Origin of the sequence: Streptomyces sp. NPDC050535 (assembly GCF_044457665.1) — a bacterium.
GTDB lineage: Bacteria > Actinomycetota > Actinomycetes > Streptomycetales > Streptomycetaceae > Streptomyces.
Genome location: NZ_JBITHE010000004.1, coordinates 207111 through 228073 on the forward strand (window position 1 = coordinate 207111; position 20963 = coordinate 228073).

The 20963-nt window shown below is 71.4% G+C and carries 14 protein-coding genes; 7 read left to right on the forward strand and 7 right to left on the reverse strand.

All coding sequences use genetic code 11. From position 1 onward, the window contains the following. The first annotated feature begins 308 nt into the window (after positions 1-308). Positions 309-1808: an MFS transporter gene (locus ACIBLC_RS11685; protein ID WP_399210647.1), complete on the forward strand. Its 1500-nt coding sequence runs from the start codon at positions 309-311 to the stop codon at positions 1806-1808. Positions 1809-1854: 46 nt separating this feature from the next. On the opposite strand, the gene ACIBLC_RS11690 is transcribed toward ACIBLC_RS11685, so the two are convergent. From ACIBLC_RS11690 to ACIBLC_RS11700, 3 genes are all read right to left on the reverse strand, one after another. Then, on the reverse strand, positions 1855-3384 hold the full coding sequence (locus tag ACIBLC_RS11690; protein ID WP_399210648.1) for a bifunctional phosphatase PAP2/diacylglycerol kinase family protein: 1530 nt from the start codon (positions 3382-3384) through the stop codon (positions 1855-1857). An 83-nt stretch (positions 3385-3467) separates the two neighbouring features. Beyond that, a complete protein-coding gene (locus ACIBLC_RS11695; RefSeq protein ID WP_399210951.1) occupies positions 3468-4658 on the reverse strand; it encodes an MDR family MFS transporter in 1191 nt (396 codons plus the stop codon). Between the two features lie 233 nt (positions 4659-4891). Continuing rightward, positions 4892-5326, reverse strand: a complete 435-nt coding sequence (locus ACIBLC_RS11700) for a protease inhibitor (protein ID WP_399210649.1) — start codon at positions 5324-5326, stop codon at positions 4892-4894. A gap of 513 nt (positions 5327-5839) precedes the next feature. Between ACIBLC_RS11700 and ACIBLC_RS11705 the strand changes: the two genes are divergently transcribed. From ACIBLC_RS11705 to ACIBLC_RS11720, 4 genes are all read left to right on the forward strand, one after another. Further along, on the forward strand, positions 5840-7426 hold the full coding sequence (locus ACIBLC_RS11705; RefSeq protein WP_399210650.1) for a purine-cytosine permease family protein: 1587 nt from the start codon (positions 5840-5842) through the stop codon (positions 7424-7426). Beyond that, positions 7423-8091 carry a cyclase family protein gene (locus tag ACIBLC_RS11710; RefSeq protein WP_399210652.1) on the forward strand — a complete coding sequence of 223 codons (669 nt, stop codon included), beginning with the start codon at positions 7423-7425 and terminating at the stop codon, positions 8089-8091. Before ACIBLC_RS11705 ends, ACIBLC_RS11710 begins: the two co-directional genes overlap by 4 nt. Before the next feature lie 106 nt (positions 8092-8197). Then, positions 8198-9367 carry a lactate 2-monooxygenase gene (locus ACIBLC_RS11715; protein WP_399210653.1) on the forward strand — a complete coding sequence of 390 codons (1170 nt, stop codon included), beginning with the start codon at positions 8198-8200 and terminating at the stop codon, positions 9365-9367. Then, positions 9364-10341 (forward strand): 2-hydroxyacid dehydrogenase, encoded by a 978-nt coding sequence (locus ACIBLC_RS11720; RefSeq protein ID WP_399210654.1) that lies wholly within the window; start codon positions 9364-9366, stop codon positions 10339-10341. Before ACIBLC_RS11715 ends, ACIBLC_RS11720 begins: the two co-directional genes overlap by 4 nt. Before the next feature lie 14 nt (positions 10342-10355). On the opposite strand, the gene ACIBLC_RS11725 is transcribed toward ACIBLC_RS11720, so the two are convergent. The 4 genes from ACIBLC_RS11725 to ACIBLC_RS11740 form a co-directional block, all read right to left on the reverse strand. Then, positions 10356-12248, reverse strand: coding sequence for an RICIN domain-containing protein (locus tag ACIBLC_RS11725; protein WP_399210655.1), 1893 nt, complete (start codon positions 12246-12248; stop codon positions 10356-10358). Between the two features lie 533 nt (positions 12249-12781). Next, on the reverse strand, positions 12782-13159 hold the full coding sequence (locus tag ACIBLC_RS11730) for a toxin Doc (RefSeq protein ID WP_399210656.1): 378 nt from the start codon (positions 13157-13159) through the stop codon (positions 12782-12784). Positions 13160-13162: 3 nt separating this feature from the next. Further along, positions 13163-13408, reverse strand: coding sequence for a hypothetical protein (locus ACIBLC_RS11735; RefSeq protein ID WP_399210657.1), 246 nt, complete (start codon positions 13406-13408; stop codon positions 13163-13165). Positions 13409-13651: 243 nt separating this feature from the next. Further along, positions 13652-16750: a glycoside hydrolase family 2 TIM barrel-domain containing protein gene (locus tag ACIBLC_RS11740; protein ID WP_399210658.1), complete on the reverse strand. Its 3099-nt coding sequence runs from the start codon at positions 16748-16750 to the stop codon at positions 13652-13654. 306 nt (positions 16751-17056) lie between these two features. Here ACIBLC_RS11740 and ACIBLC_RS11745 point away from each other — a divergent pair, with 306 nt between their 5' ends. Further along, entirely contained in the window at positions 17057-19426 is a 2370-nt protein-coding gene (locus ACIBLC_RS11745) for a SpoIIE family protein phosphatase (RefSeq protein ID WP_399210659.1), read from the forward strand. A gap of 238 nt (positions 19427-19664) precedes the next feature. Continuing rightward, positions 19665-20963 (forward strand): arsenic transporter, encoded by a 1299-nt coding sequence (locus tag ACIBLC_RS11750; protein ID WP_399210660.1) that lies wholly within the window; start codon positions 19665-19667, stop codon positions 20961-20963.

Sequence of the window (20963 nt, forward strand, 5' to 3'; positions counted from 1 at the left end):
GCGTCAGCCGGGCAGCCGGGCACGGGCACGCCCGACGGGATGCCCGCCTCGACGTACCGGACCGCGGCACCCGCCGCGCCCAGGTGAACGCTCTCGACCGTGGTCGGTCCGGGCGCTCCTCAAGTCCAGGCGGGGCGCATCCGGATCGAACCCCCCGACGGGCCCGGATGCCGTGACACTCCGGCGAGATCCGCGTCACTCATCGAAACGTTGCAGTTTCGATAGAAGATGGTCTAGCCTCGACGTGTACGAAACGGTTTCGTTTACCAATACGAAACCCTGAGCGGCTTCCCTGGAGTGGTTCTCTCATGCCTCAGACCGTGACCGAAGGCGCCCGCGCGGGCGCCGTGGAAGATCCTTCGGCGGCATCGCCGAAGCGTTGGTGGATCCTCGCGATCATCGGGATCGCACAGCTGATGGTGGTCCTCGACGCCACCATCGTGAACATCGCCCTGCCCTCCGCCCAGGCGGACCTCGGCTTCTCCGACGGCAACCGGCAGTGGATCGTCACCGCCTACTCGCTGGCGTTCGCCTCCCTGCTCCTGCTCGGCGGACGCATCGCCGACCTCTTCGGGCGCAAGCCCGCCTTCCTCATCGGTGTCGGCGGTTTCGCCGCGGCGTCCATGCTGGGCGGCGCCGCTAACAGCTTCGGCATGCTGGTCGCGGCCCGCGCCCTCCAGGGTGTGTTCGGCGCACTGCTCGCACCGGCCGCGCTCTCACTGCTGAACACGACGTTCACCGACGCGAAGGAACGCGCCAAGGCGTTCAGCGTGTACGGCATGATCGCCGGCGCCGGTGGCGCGGTCGGGCTGCTGCTCGGCGGTGTGCTGACCGACGCGCTCGACTGGCGGTGGACGCTGTACGTCAACCTGATCTTCGCGATCGTCGCCTTCGCCGGCGGCTGGACGCTGCTGAGCAACCACCGCGACGCGGCGAACTCCAAGCTCGACCTGCCGGGTACCCTGCTGGTCTCCGCCGGCCTCTTCTCCGTGGTCTACGGCTTCTCCAACGCCGAGACGCACGACTGGGGTTCGCCCGCCACCTGGGGCTTCCTGCTCGCGGGCGGACTGCTGCTGACGGCGTTCGTCCGGTGGCAGACCCGGGCCAAGCACCCGCTGCTGCCGATGCGCGTACTGCTCGACCGCAACCGCGCCGCTTCGTTCATCACCGTCCTGGTCACCGGCGCGGGCATGTTCGGTGTCTTCCTCTTCCTCACCTACTACCTGCAGTTGAACCTGGGCTTCAGCCCCACCAAGACCGGTGTGGCCTTCCTGCCGATGATGGCCGCCCTGATGATCATGGCCCAGATCTCCACCACCATCCTGGTGCCGCGCTTCGGGCCGAAGACCGTCATTCCCGCCGGCTTCGCGATCGCCGCGCTCGCCATGGCCTGGCTGACCGGCATCAGCGTCGACTCCTCCTTCTCGACCGCGGTGCTCCCCCAGCTGATCGTGATCGGCGCGGGCCTCGGCATCGTGATGCCGCCCGCCATGCAACTGGCCACGAGCGGGATCGCCGCCGAGGACGCCGGAGTCGCCTCCGCCACGGTCAACACCATGCAGCAGGTGGGCGGTTCGATCGGCACGGCGCTGCTGAACACCCTGGCGGCGAGCGCCGCGACGAGCTATCTGGTCGGCAAGGACCCGGCCGACAAGCTGGTCCAGGCACAGTCGACGATCGAGAGCTACACCACCGCCTTCTGGTGGTCGGCGGGCTTCTTCGCCGCGGGCGCCGTGATCGCCTTCCTCCTCTACCGAGGCGGGAAGCCGGAGCAGGACCCGGACGCCGCCCCGGTCGTCCACATGTGATCGCGCTCCGAGCGCACGATCACCCCTGACCGAGGGGCCGCCGTCTTCAGGGAGACGGCGGCCCCTCATCCTTTGCCGTCTCCTGCGGCGCCGGCCCGCTGCTCGGTACGGCGGGCCGGTACACGACCAGTTCCCTGTGCCGTTTCGCCAGTCGCAACTCGCCCGATGTGGGCCCGACTTCACCGTCGTACGCGAGAGTGTCCGTGCCGGTGAGACCCTCGAGTCCGACATGGGTGACGCGTTCGGCGCTGTAGACCCGGGAGCGGCCGAGGGCCCCGGCGAGCGCGGAGGCGACGACCCGGGTGCGGGCGAGCCGGTGCTCGCCGTCGATCAGGCGCAGGTCCAGCAGCCCGTCGTCCAGTCGGGGCCGCAGCACGGGGGCGAAGCCGTCCGGGACGTACCGCCCGTTCCCCGCGAAGAGCATCCACAGGCGCCTGGGGCGGCCGTTGACGCGCAGCTCGATGGGGGTCGCGGTGCGCAGCACCCGGGTGAGGGCGACGGCAGCGGCCGGCCACTTGCCCCACCGGTCCTCCAAGTGCTCGCGGTACCGCACGAGTTCGGGGTACAGGCCGATGCTGAAGGTGTTGAGGAACCACACCTCGTGCCCGGTCGCCGAGCGCGCCACACCGATGTCCACGGACACCGCCTCGCCGCGGGCGACCGCCAGGGCGGTGTCCTCGAAGCGGGGTACACCCACGTCCCGCGCGAAGTGGTTGAGTGTGCCGCCGGGGAACACCGCCAGCGCGAGCCCGTGTTCGGCCGCCGCACGGGCCGCGGCGTTGATGCTGCCGTCGCCGCCGCACACACCCAGCGCGCCGCCCGCCGCCACGGCCCGCCCGACCGCCTCGGCGAGCAGTTCGGCGAAATCGTCACCCGAGGCGCGTTCGATCAGCTCGGCCCGCGGCAGCAGCGCGCGCAGCCGGTCGACCGGCGGTGGCCCCGTCGTGGGCGCGCCGATGCCGGCCCGGCTGTTGACGAGGACGACGAGTCCCCGGCCGCCGGGCAGCGCGGGCGCGTCGGTTCCCGGCCGCTCCCGTTCCGGCCGTGCGGGGCGCGGCGGCCACCAGCGGCAGGTCAGCGCGGCAGCCCCGGCGCCGATCGCGAGCCCGGCGAGCACGTCCGCGGGGTAGTGCACGCCGACGTAGACACGCGAGAAGGCGACCGTGGCGGCGATGGGTGCGACCACGGCGCCGTATCCGGTGGACTCCAGGGCGACTCCGGTGGCGAAGGCCGCGGCCGAGGCGGAGTGCCCGGAGGGGAACGACGTGGTGTGCGGCTGACGTCCGAGGTGCCGGATCGCCGGTACGTGGTCCAGCCTCGGCCGGGGGCGGCGCGCGGTCCACTTGACGACCGTGTTGACGGTCAGCGAGGCGAGTACGAGCGAGCCCGTACCCCGCACGGCCGCCCGCCGGGCGCCCCGGCCCCCGACGAACGCGAGGCCGGCCGCCGCGCCGAGCCACAGCCTCCCGTGGTCGGCGGCACGGCTGAGCCGCCGCAGGGCCGGATCCGCGGCCGGGAACCGGGAGGCGGCGACCCTCCTGAACAGCCGCAGATCCAGTTCGCCGAGTACGCCCATGGACCCACTCCTACCGGCAGCGGGCGCCGGTCGGCATCCGGAGCACCACCAACCGGAGCAGCTCCCCCACAAGCCCCGATGGCTCAGGCCGGGGTCTCCTGGCGACTCGGCAGCAGTGCGATCGACGCCAGGGGGATGACGGCGAGGGCCAGCCAGGGCACGGCGGGCGGGAGCCCGGTGTCGAGCAGCGAGCCGGCGCCGGCGCTGCCGGCCAGCACGATCAGACCGGACACGGAGGACAGCGCACCCATGTAGAGGCCGAGCCTGCCCTCGTCGGCGAGGTCGGGCACCCAGGCGCGGGCGGCGGGCGCGACGAACATCTGTCCGAGGGTGAGCAGGACGACGAAGCCCGCCGCGGGCAGCAGTCCGGCCGTTCCCGTCCACGCGGCGGGCCTGGCCAGCGCCACCACACCGAATCCGGCGGCGATGAGGAGCAGTCCGGCGGCCATGCACCGGCGCAGGTCGAGCCGGTCCGCCGCCCAGCGGGTGACCGGCAGCTGGGCGATCACCACGAGCAGCGAGGACAGCGCGAACAGCCAGGCCAGCGGCGCCTGCGAGCCCACCGCGCGCTCGACCTCCGCGGGGAGGAGCAGGTAGAGCTGGTTGTACGCCAGCAGGTAGGCGCCGTACGCGCAGCACAGCGCCAGGAAGCGGCGGTTGCGCGCCAGGACGCGGACTCCGCCGGCGAACTTCACCCTCGCCCGGCCCGGGATGTGCTGGGGCAGCAACCAGGCGTGGCCCGCCAGGACGAGCACGAAGACGGCGGCCCCCGCGAGGCAGACCGCGCGGAAGTCGACGGCCAGCAGGAGCGCGCCGATGAGCGGCCCGACGAACGCCCCGGCCTGTCCGGCCACGGTGAACAGCGCCAGCACGCGGGTGCGGGATCCGTGGCCCGCCTCCTCCCAGCACACCGCCTGCCGCGCGACCTCGGACTCCACGGCGGGTGAGAACAGGGCGGCGGCGAAACCGATCAGCAGGACGGCGCCGACGACCGCCCAGGACTCCCGCGCGTACCCGAGCCATCCGAATCCGGCGATCCGGAGCACGCAGCCCGCGAGCACGACCGGCCGTACCCCGTAACGGTCGGCCAGCGCGCCGCCCACCACGAACAGTCCCTGCTGGCTGAAGGTCCGCACTCCGAGCACCAGGCCGACGAGCCAGCCCGCCATCCCGATCACCGTGCCGAGGTGCTCGGCCAGGAAGGGCAGTACGGCGTAGAAGCCGATGTTGAAGGCGAGCTGGGTCAGGATCAGCAGGCGCAGCAGGGGGGACAGCCCGCTCCATGTCCGGTGGTGCGGGGCGCTTTTCGCCCGGACGGGAGTCGCCGCCTTGTTTTCATGACCAAGCACCTGCACACCTTATGCAGGAGTGCCCGGGGGTCGGCCGACGGCCCCACTCCGTCCGGCCGACCCCCGGGAGGAGACCGCGCGGCACCCGCGACGAGGCCCGGCTTCCCCAGTCACGGGCTCTCGTTCGACACCCACGGGGACCGCGCGATCCCGGTCTCTCAGAACGTGAAGACGGTCATCCCGTAGGAGTTCTTCACGCACTCGTTCGCGAAGGTGCGCTCGAACGCGACGCGCTTGCCCTTCCACACCCCGTCGACGGTGACGACGACAGGGTCGAACTCCTTCGTGCACATCACGCCGGCTCGCACCGACAGCGCGCTGAAGTCGCCATCGGTCAGGCGGAGTTCGGCGCAGGCCCGCGGGGCGTCGGGGTGGGTGCCGGAGGCGGTCGGGGCGCAGTTGAGCGTGACCGCTCGCTCCGCGGTGACGGTGGCCGCGCTCTGGCCGTGGCCCATCGTGAGGACCAGGGCGGAGGGGGCGTAGAGCCCGGACGGGCCGAGGTCGGGGGCGGCGAGGGCGGTGGTACCCAAGGGCCCGCAGACGGCGGTGGCCGTCAGGGTGAGAGTCGCTGCCCAACGCGCGGTGGTCGGCATTGTGTGCATCCTTCCGCTCGATCGAATGCGAGACCGGCTCGGTTGTGTGCCGGTTCGGCGAGCGCGAGTCTGCCGAGTCCGGACAGGAAACACACATCCGACCCACGGGTTTCAGTAACTTTGAGTATTGAATCAGTGGCGCGAAGTCACAGAATCCGAACGAAGGCGCACGGAAGTGAGCGCTTACTGATCGTCTTGAGTGTCTCGATGGCCGGTTTCCCCCACAACAGCAATAGGCCTGAAACATTCCGCTTCAGCCCGCGGCGGACTCCCCGCACACTCCTGTGACGGGCCCGCACCACCCATGGAGCAATCGTCCAGCCAGGACGCGAAAGATGGATGATCCGTCCGCTGGTGCCGTGACGACGTGCCGCCATAGCGTCGGCAGACCCCGTGAGGACGGCATCCGCTCACGCCGCGCACCCCAGCGGCGACAACCGGCCGTCCCCCTTTCCGCGCCACCACGCGCTCCACCGCCCGTACGGGCACAGGCAGCACTTCGCTGGAGCACTCATGTCCGACAACTCCCCGACCACCGCTCCCCCGTCGCTCACCGAGGTCGAGACCTACGGTGTCGAGCGCATCCCGGACGCGGACCGCACCGCGTCGCCGTTCGACCTGTTCCGGGTCGCCTTCGGCGGTGCGAACACCTTCTCCACCTGCGTCCTCGGCGCCTTCCCCATCCTCTTCGGCCTCTCTTTCTGGCAAGGGCTCGCCGCGACGCTCCTCGGGGTGTTCGTCGGCGCGCTGATCCTGTGCCCGATGGCGGTGTTCGGCCCGGTCAACGGCACGAACAACGCGGTCGCCTCCTCCGCGCACCTGGGCGTGCACGGCCGCGTCATCGGCTCGTTCCTCTCCCTGCTCACGGCGGTCGCCTTCTTCTCGATCTCGGTGTGGAGCTCCGGCGACGCCCTGGTCGGCGGCGCACACCGGCTCTTCGGACTTCCGCGCGGCGACCTGTCGTACGTCATCGCCTACGCGCTGTTCGGCGCCCTGGTGCTCGCGGTGTGCGTGTACGGCTTCCGGTTCATGCTGTTCGTCAACAAGATCGCGGTGACCTCGGCGACCGTCCTGTTCCTGCTCGGCGCGATCGCCTTCGCCGGCGACTTCGACCCGTCGTACGCCGGTGCCTTCACGGCCTCCGCGGATTCGGCGACGCAGGCGCTGTTCTGGCCCTCCTTCATCGGCGCGGCGCTGATCGTCCTGTCGAACCCGGTCTCCTTCGGCGCGTTCCTGGGCGACTGGTCGCGCTACATCCCGGCCGACGCGCCGCGCCGCAGGGTGGTCGGGGCGGCGTTCCTCTCCCAGATCGCGACCCTGCTGCCGTTCGTCTTCGGCCTGGCGACCGCGAGCATCATCGCGACGAAGGCCCCGGAGTACGTCGATCCGGCCGCTCCGGACTTCGTGGGCGGGCTGCTGGCCATCTCGCCGAGCTGGTTCTTCCTGCCGGTGTGTCTGCTCGCGCTGATCGGCGGCATGTCGACGGGAACGACGTCGTTGTACGGGACGGGGCTCGACTTCTCCTCCGTGTTCCCCCGGCTGTCGCGGGTCCAGGCGACGGTGCTGGTCGGCGTGCTGTCGATCACGTTCATCTTCGTCGGGCGGTTCGGCTTCGACCTGGTGCAGTCCATCTCGACCTTCGCCACGATGATCATCACCTGCACCACACCGTGGATGGTCGTGATGATCCTGGGCTTCTACACCCGGCGCGGCTGGTACGACCCGGACGCCCTCCAGGTCTTCAACCGCCGTCAGCGGGGCGGCCGTTACTGGTTCGCGCACGGCTGGAACTGGCGCGGTCTGACGGCCTGGTGGGTGGCCGCGGTGACCGGCGTGCTGTTCACCAACATCCCCGGGCAGTTCGTCGGCCCGCTCGGCGACCTGGCGAACGGCGTCGACATCAGCCTCCCGCTGTCCCTCGCCGTGTCCGCGGTCCTCTTCCTCTCCCTGCTGCGGATCTTCCCCGAACCCCGTGCCGTGTACGGTCCCGAGGGCGCCCGGCTGGCCCGTACGGTCGACGTACCGGTGCCGCCGATCACCGGCCCCGGCGCGGAATCCGACGACAGTGCCCCGCCCGTACTCGCCTCCGAGGCCAAGTGAGGCAGTCCTGGCTCGACCTGTCCGTGCCCGTGGTCACCGGGATGCCCGTGTATCCCGGTGACCCCGAGGTCGAGGTCTCCCCCGCGCTGCGGGTCGCCCAGGACGGGGTCAACGTCCTTCATCTACGCCTGGGTTCGCAGTCCGGCACCCATGTCGACGCGCCCTACCACGTGGACGAGGCCTGGCCCACGCTGGACGACCTGCCGCCGGAGCGGTTCGCGGGACCCGCTGTCGTGGCCGACGTCCGCGGTCTCGCGCCGTGGGCACCGATCACCCCGGGCCTGCTCGCGCCCGCCCTCAGCCGTGTGCGGCTGCTGCCCGGCGCCGTCCTGCTGCTGGCCACCGGATGGTCGGCGCACTGGGGAACGCCCCACTACCTGGCGCATCCCTGGCTCACCCCGGACGCCGCGCAGGCGGTCGTCGACGCGGGCGTCCGTACCGTCGCGGTCGACGCGCTGAGCGTGGATCCCGCAGGCGGGGCCGGCCTGCCCGCGCACCGTGTCCTGTGCGGCACGGGAGGTGTGATCGCCGAGAACCTGACCGGCCTCGACCGGGTCGCCGCCGCGCAGGAGGCGGGCCTGCCGGTGGAGGTCTTCCTGTTCCCGCTGCGGCTGCCCGGCGCGGACGGGGCACCGGTCCGGGCGATGGCCCGCGTGGGCGGCTGAGCCGTTCCGCCCGAGCTGTGCGCACCACAGTGGACGGATCTTGTCGCAGTCGCCAGGATCGACCTCGTACAGCGCGATCTCAGGAACGAGAGGCGGGGACGTACGGATGGCGAAGCACTGGGCCGACTTCCAGTACGAGATCTATCTCAACGGGATGACGGGGGCCGTTCCGCGGCTGCCCACCGATCTGACCCGGCTGGAGGAGCTCACCGAGCAGCGGCTCGGGCCCGGCCCGGTCGGCTATGTGGCGGGGAGCGCGGGCAACGGCAGCACCGCACGCGCGAACCGGGAGGCCCTTGACCGGCGGCGGATCGTGCCGCGCGTGCTGCGCGATGTGCACGAACGCGACTTGTCGGTGGAGCTGTTGGGGCGGGCACTTCCGGCGCCGCTGGCCCTCGCGCCCGTCGGCGTGCTGTCGATCATGCATCCGGACGCGGAGTCCGCCGCCGCGCGGGCCGCCGCCGCGCAGGGCGTCCCGTACATCCTGTCCTCGGCCTCCAGCACGCCCATGGAGCAGGTCGCGGAGGCGATGGGTGACGCGGAGCGCTGGTTCCAGCTGTACTGGGCGAAGGACCGCGAGGTCACCCGGAGCTTCCTCGACCGGGCGAAGGCGGCCGGGTTCACCGCGCTGTTCGTCACCCTCGACACTCCCCTGCTGGCCTGGCGTCCGCGCGATCTCGACCAGGCGTATCTGCCGTTCCTGCACGGCGTGGGAACCGCCAACTACTTCACCGACCCGGCGTTCCAGGCAGGCCTGGCCAAGCCGGTTCACGAGGACCCGAACGCCGCGGTGATGCACTTCGTGGGCATGTTCGCGGATCCCGGCAAGACCTGGCCCGACCTGGAGTTCCTGCGGGAGAACTGGGACGGGCCGATCGTCCTCAAGGGCGTCCTGCACCCCGACGACGCCCGTCGTGCGGCCAGCGCGGGGATGGACGGCGTGGTCGTCTCCAACCACGGCGGCCGTCAGGTGGCCGGGGCGGTCGCGGCGGCGGACGCGCTGCCGCGGGTGGTGGAGGCGGCGGGCGACCGGCTGACGGTCCTCTTCGACAGCGGGATCCGCACGGGCGACGACATCTTCAAGGCGCTCGCGCTCGGCGCGCAGGGTGTCCTCGTGGGCCGTCCGTACGCCTACGGTCTCGGCCTCGACGGTCAGGCGGGCGTCGAACACGTCATCCGTTGCCTGCTCGCCGAGTTCGACCTCACGCTCGCCCTGTCCGGGCACGCCCGCCCCGGCGCTCTGGGTCCCGACGACCTGATCGAGGAACCCGTATGAGCGGCCCGAGGAACGTCCTCGCGGTCGTCCCGGCGCACGTCGGAGGCCGTAGGGCGGGCGCGGCACTCGCCGGCCTGTTCCCCGCCGGAGTCCGGGTCACCGTCGTCGAAGCCACCGACGAGGACCCGGACGCCCTGCGGGAAGCCCATGTCATCGTCACGGGGCTCGGCCCCGTGACCGCCGAACACATCGCCACGGCACCGCACTTGGAGCTGATCCAGTGCGCGAGTCACGGCTTCGACTACGTCGACCTGACGGCCGCGCGCGCCCGGGGCGCCCTCGTGTGCAACATCGGCTCCAGCGGCGCCGAGAAGCAGAACGTGGCCGAGCAGACCTTCGCCCTGATGCTCGCCCTCGCCAAACGGCTGGTCCCGGCGCACACGGCTCTCGTGGACGCCGACTGGGCACTGCCGCGGCTCCAGCGGTCCCTCACCGAACTGTCCGGCAAGACACTCGGCATCGTCGGGCTCGGACACATCGGCCAGGAAGTCGCCCGGCGCGCGGTCGCGTTCGACATGGGCGTCGTGTACGCGGGTCCGCGCTCCGTCGGCCCCGAGACGGAGGCCCGGCTCGGCGGCGCCCGCCATGTCGGTCTCGACGAACTGCTCCGCACCTCGGACTACGTCACGCTGCACGTGCCGCTCAAGGAGGAGACCCGGCACCTGCTCGACGCGGAGCGGCTCGCGCTTCTCAAGCCCACCGCGTTCCTCGTCAACACCGCGCGGGGCGCCCTGATCGACCAGGACGCCCTCGCGGACGCGTTGGAGGCGGGCGCCCTGGCCGGAGCGGGCATCGACGTCTTCGACCCCGAACCACCCACCCCGGCCCTGCGGTTGCTCAAGGCCCCCAACGTGGTGCTCTCCCCGCATGTCGCGGGCGTCACCCGCGAGACCCTGGTGCGGATCGCGCTGGCGGCCGTCCAGAACGCCGCCGGCTTCGTGGCCGGCGAGCCGCCGCGCGACGTCGTCTCGTAACCCCCGCCCAGCCGCTACAGGCCGAGCCCCGTGACCACCGCGTCGAGTCGCGCGATCAGGGGCAGCACGGGCTCGGAGCTCGCGTCCTCGCCCGCCCTGATGGAGCGGGTTTCGTAGGAGGGCTCCGACGGGGCCACCTCCGGACCGTCCGGCACGCCCGTCGGCTGTTCACCGGGAGGCCGCTCGTCCGGCCGCTGGTCACCCGGCGGCCGCCGACCCGGCGAAGGCCCGTCCGGCGGCTCGGGTATGCCCTCGCCGACGGAGGGCGCGTCGCCGGAGGCCTGCGGCGAAGGCCGGGTCGTGCCCGAGACCGAGAGAGAGTCGGGGTCGGCCGACGAGGCGTCGGTCCGCCAGCGCTGTGCGTCGGAGCCGTCACGGACCTTGACGACGACTTCGGACCCGGGGTCCGCGGAACCGGGCGCGACGGCGAGTCGTTCGCTCCACCGCGGCAGCAACTCGCCTCGTACCGTGAGGTCGTAGCGCACATCGGTACCGCGCGCCGAGTCCGCGGCGGCGCAGGGCTCCAGCGTGACGAAACCGTCGTCGGCGCGGGAGTCCAGGCACAGTCCGGGGTCGGCGACGCTGCGCAGCAGTCCGTCGTCCCCGTACGACCATTGCTGGGTCCAGGCGGAGGAGCACACGGCCAGTTCGGTCTCGACCCCGGCCTTCGCCTCGCCGCCCCGGATGTCGAGGCACAGGTCGGCGGCGAGGTTGCGCAGCCTGGTCTGCTCGGTGCCCGTGGGGAGTCCCGCCGAAGTGGGCGGCGGGGAGGCGGAGCCCGGCTCGGGTGACAGCGTCCGTGCGCTGCTCGCGCCCGTGGAGGTGTCGGGGTCGACGCCCGTGTCGTCGTCCGGCCACAGGCTGGTGGCGAGGGCGGTCACGAGCAGGGCGGCGGAGACCAGGCCCGCTCCGGTGATCAAAGCCTTCGCGTGCCGCTGTACGGGCTCGGGCATGCCGCGCGGGGCGGGGAGCTGGGACAGCAGACGATGACGTCCGCCGCTTCCCGGGAGTCCGCCGCGGCCGCTCCGGCGTCTGCCGCCGACCGGCGACGCGCTCCGGGGGCGCACTGCCTGCCGCGCGCGTCCGGGGCGGGAATCGAGATAACGCCGGGCGCCCCAGCCGAGTACCGCTTCGGCGATCAGAACGCCCAACCCGCCCTCGAAATGGCTTAGTTGCTCGGCTGCGAAACGGCAGTAGCGGCACTCCACCAGATGCTGTTGGACATCGGGGAGCAAGGCACCGCCACGGCGAATCGGAACGTCGAGCAACCGGTTGTAGAAGCCGCATTCCTTGGTCGGCGCGAGTTCCCGGTGGGCGCGTACACAGCCTTCGCGGAATTGTTCGCGGGCCTGGTCCACGGCGGCCGACGCGGTGTCGGCATCCAGGCCCGACAGACCAGCCGGTACGGATATGTGTTCGGCTTCGACCTCTGTGTGCCACAGCAGGCACTGGGAGAGCGGCTGCAGGGCGTGGAAAGCACGTTCGGCGAGCTGCCGGTTTTCGGCGGTCATGGACTTGGCGGCGCGCATACCGCGACCCCCGGCGGGTTTCCTCAGGTCCGGCAGTACACCGGTTATCCGATCCTCCGCCGCCCACTCCCTGACGGTGTCCCGCACGGCCACCAGAAGCCGGGGCCGCATGGCGACAGCGGACTCGCCGCGTATCAGACGGTCGAGTATCCGATGGAAGGAGGCCGCGGTCACCATGGAGGCGACGTTCGCCGAGGACGCGAGGCAGATGACCGAGTAGTCATATGCCGACTGCCAGTGCCGGGTCATCAGCATGGCGACGGGGTGCGCGGTCTCGTTCTCCGGCCGGCTTCTCAGCTCGGTGGCGAGACTCTCGTCGGATTCACCGGGAGCGCCGCCGGGCGGATAAGGAGGACGAGGGGGGTGGGGGGTGTGCACAGAGCGGGTTCCTTCCAAGGTGCAAGCACACAGAAGTTCCTCACCGTCGGAAAGAGCGCCTTGATTGGTGCGTACCTTTTCGGCGGAGCGCCGGGAAAACGGTCGGGTGAAGTCCGTAACGACAACCGTCGCCAAGAGCCTTTAGAGCTCGTCGACAGCTTTGAATAGCGAACGGCGATTCGAACCCGGCCATTGACCCAGCACAGGAAGGTCACCTTCGCACAACACGCTCATGACCAACAAGACACTTGAGTAACTTCCGCCTCACTGAGAGAAGTCGGATCCGGTCGGCAACTCGTGCGACGTGTACCGGCTTTCGAAATTTCATGCGCCCCGTGTGAACGGCGCGCATGCGCCGGTGGCTCGCGCACGCTCCCGGCGCGCGGAACGGTGTAGTCCACTGGAACCGGCCCTCCTCGAAGGCCCCGCGCGGTACGGCGGCTCTCCCGCGCGAGACAGGCCGCCGACCCTGATCCTCCCGCCCTCGGTCGGCGGCCCCGAGGGCGGGTCGCCCGGCCCGCTTCCCGCCGGCGTCAGATCTGCCAGGACCTCAGTCGGTCCGCCGCGCCGTAGACGTCCGTCTTGCTGTCGATCAGATCTCGGGCGAGGTCGACGAGAGCTCCGTACGGCGGGTCGATGCCGACTCCGCTGACGAACATGTAGGCGACCGCGGCCGAGCAGGCGAAGCGGGCGTTGGCCGCCGGCAGGGGCTTCAGCAGGGCCAGGGTGTGCAGGAGCGCGGCGGCGCGCCAGGCCGGGTCGGAGTCGACGCCGAGGCGCGGCGGGTCGACGCGGTGGCGGGCCACCGCGGCGACGAGCGCGGAGAAGTCGTCGACCGTGGGCTGGTCGGGCATGACCTCTTCGTGGCGCTGGAGCAGCCAGGGCACGTCGACATGGATGACGGGTGCCATGAGTCAGGCGGCCCGTCCCTCGCCCTTGCGGGGCGGTTCGTCCTCGGGGAACGCGGCGGCGAACTCGTCCGCGTGCGCCGCGAAGAACTGTCGGAACACCTCCGCGCCTTCCTGCAACGCCCGGTGCCGCACGATGTCGGCCGCGGCGGCCTCCCGTACCAGGGCCTTCATCGACGTACCGCGCTCCTTGGCGATCTGCCTCAGGTCCTCTAGCTCACGCTCGCTGAACTCCACATTGAGAGCTGGCATGCCCTCACGGTACCGCGCGGGTACTTACCCGTAAATACGCCCAGGTGAGCGCCGACCCGGTGCGGTACCTGCCCCGGGAGACCCGGTGAATCGTCGACAACGTCCTCGCCGGCGTCGCCGACCTGCTCCAGGAGACCTGGTCGCCGGTTACGCCGGACGGGGTGACGGGGGAAGAACACTCGTGACGGCCGCTGAGCGGGCAAGGGCCGGCCGCCTCGGACGGTGACGGCCGGGCCCCCTCACTCAGCCGGCGGGCACCTCGAGCCGGCTGATGCGCTGGGCGCCGTTGGCCTCACCGGGGTGGCCGCTGGTCAGCACGAGCCGGAGCCGTGAGCCCCGAACCGGGTCGAAGGTGATCGCCGTCGGCGCGTCGGACGTGGTCGCCCAGTCCACCGCCGCGCCCTTGACCGGCACGTACCGCCTGCCGTCCCAGACCTCGGCCCCGACGGACTCGGGAAGCGTGTGCGTCGCGTCGACGGTGAACGAGACCTCCACGCGGTCGATGGTTCGCGGGCGGACCCAGGTGACCGACACCCAGTCCTCCGGCCGGGCGCCGCTGAACGCCGGCAGCAGGGCCGTGGCCGACTTGTAGAAGGCGTTGGACCAGCCCGTTGCCGCGTCGCCGTCGAGCATCGCGGCGGGGAGGGTGTCGGGGCGGCCGGAGTAACTGGCGTCCGCGAAGGGGTAGTCCGGCGCTCCCGGGCCCGGGTCGGGCGCGAAGGCGGCCGCACGGGTGGTCGCCTTGGAGCGCGCGGGGGTGGCCCGCACGGAGACCGTCCCCGTACGCAGCCCGTCCGAGCGTGCCGTGACCTTCACGGCTCCGGCCTTCGTACCCGCTCGCACCACGGCGAGTGCCTTGCCGTGGAAGGCCGTTCGGGTGCTGGCCTGGTAGCGCTCTGCGCTCTCCTCCCGTCCGTTGTCGAGTCCGGCCAGGGATCCGCCGTCGACCGCGAACGCCAGCAGGTTCTCGGCGTCCGGCACGACCACTCCCCGGGAGTCGACCACCTCGGCGGTCACGAACACGAGTGAGCGCCCGTCGGCGGTCGTCGACCTGCGGTCGGCCGCCAGGCGTATCGCGTGCGGCGCCCCGGCCGTGCGCAGCACGTCGGTGGCGACGGTACGGCCGTCGCCACGGGCCACCGCCTTCAGTTCGCCGGGCGCGTACGGCACCCGCCAGGTGAGGTGGAGCTTGCCCGCGCTGCCGTTCGGGCTGGTGTAACTGCCGGGCCAGGCGCCGCCGGTGACCGTCTTGTCGTCACCGCTGGCTTCGGTGGTCTCCAGGTAGGGACGGCCGTCGACGGTCTTCTTGGTGTCGTACCTCCTTGTTCCGAGGGACCTTCCGTTGAGGAAGAGCTCCACGGTGTCGACGTTCGCGTACGCCCACACCTCGACCGTGTCGCCTTCCTCGTGGTTCCAGCTCATGGGCAGCAGATGGACCATCGGTTCGCTGGTCCACTGGCTCTTGAACAGGTGATAGGTGTCCTTGGGGAACCCGGCGGTGTCGACGGCGCCGAAGAAGGACGCCTTCACGGGGAACACGTCGTACGGCGTGGGCTCCCCGAGGTAGTCGATGCCCGACCACAGGAACTCGCCCACGAACCACTTCCGGTCGCGGTCCTTCTTCAGGCCGTACTCGCCGCTCATCGTCCAGGAGGCCAGGTTGTTGTCGTAGGAGGAGGTCGCGCGCCTGCCCGGGGTGTGGTTCTCGCCGGTGTTGAGGTGCTCGGGCTCCTGGTAGGCACCGCGGGTGGACGTCTCGGACGAGGACTCCGACTCGAACAGGAACAGCTTGGGGTAGCGGGCGTGCAGGGCGTCGACCGATCTGGCCGTGTTGTAGTTGAGGCCGAGGCCGTCGATCTTGGCGAGCATCAGATCGGCCGCGGAGCCGACGGCGGGCAGCGAGCGGTACTTGTCCGAGCCGATGACGATCGGGCGGCTGGTGTCGAGGCTCTTGACACCGGTGATCAGCCGGTCCGCCATGGCCAGACCGGCCGTCGAGGTCGAGTCGGGGATCTCGTTGCCGATGGACCACATGATCACGGCGGGCGAGTTGCGGGCCGCGCCGACCATCTCGGCGATGTCCGCGTCGGCGTACTGGTCGAAGAACCGCCCGTAGTCGTAGGTGTTCTTGCCGCGCCGCCAGCAGTCGAAGGCCTCCACCATCATGACGATCCCGAGCCGCTCGCAGGCGGCGATCACCTGCGGCGAGGGCGGATTGTGGGAGGTGCGCAGGGCGTTGACGCCCATGCCCTTCATGATGGTCAGTTGGCGTTCCACGGCATCCGCGCTGACGGCGGCGCCGAGCGCGCCGAGGTCGTGGTGGAGGTTGACGCCGCGGAGTTTGACAGGGTCGCCGTTGAGCGAGAGGCCGTTGTCGGCGTCGATGGTGACCTGGCGGATGCCGAAGGGGGTGCGGTAGGTGTCGACCGTTTCCCCGTCGACACTCAGCTCGGTCACCAGGGTGTAGAGATCCGGAGTGTCGAAGGACCACAACTCCGGCTTCCGCACGGTGAGTTCGTGGGTCTCCTGGTGTGCGACCGCTCCCACCGGGACGGTGGAGCGGGCGCGGGTCACGGTGCGCCCGTCGGGCCCGACGATCCTGGATCCGACGGTGACCCGGCGCTCGGTGCCCGACTCGTTGACGACGGTCGCCTGCGCGCGCACCACCGCGTGCGTCCCGGTCAGCGACCGGGTCGTGACGTAGGTGCCCCAGCGCTGGACGTGCACGGGTCCGGTGACGACGAGGCGGGCCTCGCGGTAGATACCGCTGCCCGAGTACCAGCGGCTGCTGGGGAGTTGGTTCCTGACCTTGACCGCGATGACGTTGTCGGTGCTGCCGTCCGTATGCAGCAGTTCGGTGAGGTCGAGGGCGAACCCCGTGTATCCGTAGGGGTGGTGGCCGACTTCCGTGCCGTTGCAGTAGACGTACGCGTCCATGTAGACACCGTCGAACTCCACGGAGATCCGGCTGCCCGCGAGGGACGGCGGCAGCGTGAAGGCGGTGCGGTACCAGCCGAGGCCGCCGGGGAGGAATCCGGTGCCGCTGCTGGTGCCGTGTTCGGTGGTCGGGGTGAGCTCGATGCTCCAGTCGTGCGGTACGGCCACCGCACGCCACGCCGAGTCGTCGTAGCCGGGTTCCGCGGCCCCCTCGTACGCGCCGGTGGGGTCGGTGACACCGCCCGGGTCGACCAGCGCGAAACGCCAGCCGTCGCGGAGGGCGACCGTGTGCCGGCCCGGGGCGTGCCCGGGGGACGCAGCCCAGGCGTCGGCGGCGCCCGGGAGTGCTCCGGCCGCCGGCAGGGCGGTTCCTGCGATCAATACCGATCTTCGAGTGACCGTCATGGTGCGGTTCTCCCTCATCAAGGGCCCATAAGTCATCACAACTGATCGTGAACAAACAGATTCTGACGCGGTGACACGTGCAGTCGTCAAGAGTCCGGCACGCACTTCCGTATCGCGCATCGCGAGCAGCCTCGGAGTCACCGCGCCCGATCACCCGGTCGGGCACCTGGCCGACCGGGTGATCGGGCCGCCGGGCGCGGCCCGGGTGCCGGGGCCCTGTCCCGGGTGCGGATGTCGTCCACGCACTACGCTGGGACGGAAGTGACTCGCTCGTTCACTGTGAGTGTGCGCAAGGGAGTGGCGACGATGAGCCCGGTCCACCCCCTCGACGAGACCACCACAGCGTGGGCGGTCATCGACGAGAACGGCACCCTGGTCCGCTGGAACGAGGGAGCCCGGCATCTGCTGGGCCACGCCCCGGCGGACGTCGAGGGCCGCCCGGCCACGGACCTGCTCGCCCCCGGCGCCACCCCACCGGCCGACGACCCCGGGGCGAGTCGCTGGAGCGGCACCCTCGCCCTGCGGCACCGCGACGGACACACCCTGAGCGTGTGGCTGCTCGCCCACCGGGAACCCGGAGGCGGCTGGCTCGTCCTCACCCCCGTGGCGCCCCCGGACCCGCCCGTGCCGGACGACCCGATGATCAGGGCCGTGCTCGACCAGTCGCCCTGCGCCATGGCTGTCTACGACACACGACTGCGGCTGTACGGCGCCAACGCCGCGATGACCGGGGTGATCGGCCTCCCGGGAGACCGGGTCCGGGGTCTGCGGCTCTCCGAGATCGGCGGCAAGCGGGAGAGCGAGCAGCTCGAGGCCGCGGCGCGCGCCGTGCTCCTGTCCGGAAAGGGCCGCGACATGGAGACGTATCTGCGGACCGGTGGCGAGGACCGCGCCCACGCCTGGCTGGCCCGGATCGCGCCGCTCACCGACGCCGAGGGCCGGACCCTCGGCGTGTGCCTGACCGCGCACGACTTCACCGAGCACTACATGGCCCGCAAGCGCCTCCAGATCGTCAACGAGGCCAGCGTCCGCATCGGCAGCACCCTCGACGTCACCCGAACGGCCCAGGAGCTCGCCGACGTCTTCGTGCCCGTCCTCGCCGACTTCGTCAGCGTCGACCTGCTGGATCCCCCTGAGCACGGGGCCGAACACCGCGTCGAACCTCCCACCGCGCCGATCACGCTCCGCCGGGCCGCCCACCGGTCGGTGAACCCTGGCTCCCCCGAGGCGGTCGTCGCACCCGGAGACGTCGACGTCTACCCCGCCCTCTCGCCCCACGCGGACTCGCTGATCGCGGGGCGCACGACCGTGGCGCCCGACTCCGACGCGACCCTGCACGAATGGCTCGGCTGGGACGGGTCGCGCGCCGAGCGCGTCGCGCGCTACGGCATCCACACCACGATGTCGGTGCCGATCCGGGCCCGTGGCCAGACCCTCGGCGTGGCCGTCCTCTCCCGGTACCAACGCCTGGATCCCTTCACACCCGAGGACGTACTGCTCGCCGAGGAGGTGACGGCGAGGGCCGCCGTCTGCATCGACAACGCCCGCCGCTTCTCCCGCGAGCGCGAGACCGCGCTGGCCCTCCAGCGCAGCCTGCTCCCCCAGTCGCCGGCCCGCACGGCCGCCGTGGAAGTCGCCTCGCGCTACCTTCCCGCGGCACGTGCCGGGGTGGGCGGCGACTGGTTCGACGTGATCCTGCTGTCCGGGATGCGGGTGGCCATGGTCGTCGGCGACGTGGTCGGCCACGGCATCCAGGCCTCGGCGACCATGGGGCGGCTGCGCACCGCCGTCCGCACCCTCGCCGACATCGACCTCGCCCCGGACGAACTGCTCACCCACCTCGACGACCTCGTCGTACGGCTGTCCGTGGAGGCCGGAGCCGAGGGCACCACCGGCGAGGTCGGCGCCACCTGTCTGTACGCGGTGTACGACCCGGTGTCCCGGCGCTGTTCCCTGGCCCGCGCGGGCCACCCGCCGCCGGTCGTGCTTCCGCCGGGCGGCCCGGCCAGGGAGATCGAGCTCCCCGCGGGACCTCCGCTCGGCCTCGGCGGGCTGCCCTTCGAGAGCGTCGAGCTCGACCTTCCCGAGGGCACGGTGCTCGCGCTGTTCACCGACGGTCTGATCGAGAGCCGCGAGCGGGACATCGACGCCGGCCAGGAGCTGCTGAGCGACACACTGGAGGAGCACTCGGACTCGTTGGAGGGTGCCTGCCACGCGATCCTCCGGAGGCTCCTTCCGGTCGGCGGCGCCCCGGACGACGTGGCCCTGCTGCTCGCCCGTACTCGCGGGCTTCCCGCGTCCCAGGTGGCGACCTGGGACATTCCCGCCGACCCCTCACTCGTCGCCCCGATCCGCAAGCAGGTCGTCGGCCAGTTGGACGACTGGGGTCTGAGCGAAGCGACGTTCACCACGGAGCTCGTGGTGAGCGAGCTGGTCACCAACGCCATCCGGTACGGCGAGCCGCCCATCAGGCTGCGCCTCATCCACGACGCGACCACCCTGATCTGCGAGGTCTCCGACAGCAGCCACACCGCGCCGCATCTGCGCCGGGCCAGGATCTTCGACGAGGGCGGCCGGGGTCTGCTCCTGGTCGCCCAGCTGACGCAACGCTGGGGCAGCCGCCACACGACGGACGGCAAGACGATCTGGGCGGAGCTGACGCTGGTCGAGGAGTGACGGCGGACGCCGGTCCGCCTATGAACGTGCGGCGGAAGCCCCGCCGCGAAGGACTCCGCCACGGAACGTGGGCCGGCAGGTCCGGAGAAGGTCCGCGACGCAGCGTGGGCCGGCGGATTCGGAGGAGGTCCGCCTGGAGGCGTGTGCCGACGGTCCCGGCGGAAAGACGTCGGGGAACGGGTGCTCTTCGGCCCCGGGAAACTCCCTGGTAGGGCCCTGACGTGGCCCGCCTGATTTGATGAAGGGGCACCGCGCCCGCGCCCCGGAGGACCGAACCCTGAACGCCCCGCTCGCCGAAACCCTCTCCGTCGTCCTGCTGGTCGCCGTGCTCGCCTGCGCCGTGATCCGCCCCTTCAACTGGCCCGAGGCGGTCGTGGCGGTTCCCGCCGCCGCCCTGGTGATCGTCACCGGTGCGATCTCCTGGGACCACGTGGTCGCCGAGGCCAAGCATCTGGGACCGGTGATCGGCTTCCTGGCGGCAGTGCTGGTGCTGGCCCGGTTCTGCGACGACGAAGGGCTCTTCCAGGCCTGCGGAGCGTGGATGGCCCGCTGGTCGGCGGACCGTCCCGGCAGACTGCTGACCGCTGTCTTCGGCCTCGCCTCGGCGATCACGGCGGTACTCAGCCTGGACGCCACCATCGTGCTGCTCACGCCCGTCGTGTTCGCCACCGCCGCGCAGATGGGCGCCCGCCCGAAGCCGCACGTGTACGCCTGCACGCACCTCTCGAACACCGCCTCGCTGCTCCTGCCGGTCTCCAACCTCACCAACCTGCTCGCGTTCGACGCCAGCGGTCTGAGCTTCACCCGCTTCGCCGCGCTGATGCTCCTCCCCTGGCTGGTCGCCATCGCCGCCGAGTACGTGGTCTTCCGCCGCTTCTTCGCCCGCGATCTGGGCGCGGCGGCCATGCCCGCGCCGGACGTCACCGAGCCGCCCGCCATGCCGCTGTTCGCGCTGATCACCGTGGGCTGCACGCTGGCCGGGTTCGTCATCGCCTCCGCGTTCGGCATCGATCCCGCGTGGTCGGCCGCGGCCGGGGCGCTGGTGCTCGCCGCCCGCGCCCTCGTCCGTCGGCGGGCCACCCCGCTCACCGTGGTGCGCGCCACCGCGCCGGCCTTCCTGGCGTTCGTGCTGGCACTGGGCATCGTCGTACGGGCGGTGGTCGACCATGGGCTCGCCGACGCTCTCGGGCGGCTGCTCCCGGAGGGCAGCGGTCTGCTCGCGCTGCTCGGCATCGCGGCGCTCGCCGCCGTGCTGGCCAACCTGATCAACAACCTGCCCGCGGTCCTGGTGCTGATCCCGCTGGCCGCCGGGTCCGGACCCGGCGCGGTGCTGGCCGTCCTGCTCGGGGTCAACATCGGTCCCAATCTGACCTACGCGGGTTCCCTGGCGACCCTGCTGTGGCGGCGTATCGTGCACCAGCACGACCACGGCGTGAACCTCAAGGAGTTCACCCGGCTCGGTCTCATCGCCGTGCCGGCCGCGCTGATCCCGGCCGTACTGGCCCTGTGGCTCTCACTCCAAGTCATCGGAGGCTGA

Excerpts from the sequence above, each read along its gene's own strand:
- ACIBLC_RS11715 (WP_399210653.1), top strand. The coding sequence starts at position 8,198 with ATGGCGAAGCACTGGGCCGACTTCCAGTACGAGATCTATCTCAACGGG.
- ACIBLC_RS11740 (WP_399210658.1), bottom strand. The coding sequence starts at position 16,750 with ATGACGGTCACTCGAAGATCGGTATTGATCGCAGGAACCGCCCTGCCG.
- ACIBLC_RS11750 (WP_399210660.1), top strand. The coding sequence starts at position 19,665 with ATGAAGGGGCACCGCGCCCGCGCCCCGGAGGACCGAACCCTGAACGCC.
- ACIBLC_RS11685 (WP_399210647.1), top strand. The coding sequence starts at position 309 with ATGCCTCAGACCGTGACCGAAGGCGCCCGCGCGGGCGCCGTGGAAGAT.
- ACIBLC_RS11700 (WP_399210649.1), bottom strand. The coding sequence starts at position 5,326 with ATGCCGACCACCGCGCGTTGGGCAGCGACTCTCACCCTGACGGCCACC.
- ACIBLC_RS11690 (WP_399210648.1), bottom strand. The coding sequence starts at position 3,384 with ATGGGCGTACTCGGCGAACTGGATCTGCGGCTGTTCAGGAGGGTCGCC.
- ACIBLC_RS11745 (WP_399210659.1), top strand. The coding sequence starts at position 17,057 with ATGAGCCCGGTCCACCCCCTCGACGAGACCACCACAGCGTGGGCGGTC.
- ACIBLC_RS11730 (WP_399210656.1), bottom strand. The coding sequence starts at position 13,159 with ATGGCACCCGTCATCCATGTCGACGTGCCCTGGCTGCTCCAGCGCCAC.
- ACIBLC_RS11705 (WP_399210650.1), top strand. The coding sequence starts at position 5,840 with ATGTCCGACAACTCCCCGACCACCGCTCCCCCGTCGCTCACCGAGGTC.
- ACIBLC_RS11720 (WP_399210654.1), top strand. The coding sequence starts at position 9,364 with ATGAGCGGCCCGAGGAACGTCCTCGCGGTCGTCCCGGCGCACGTCGGA.
- ACIBLC_RS11735 (WP_399210657.1), bottom strand. The coding sequence starts at position 13,408 with ATGCCAGCTCTCAATGTGGAGTTCAGCGAGCGTGAGCTAGAGGACCTG.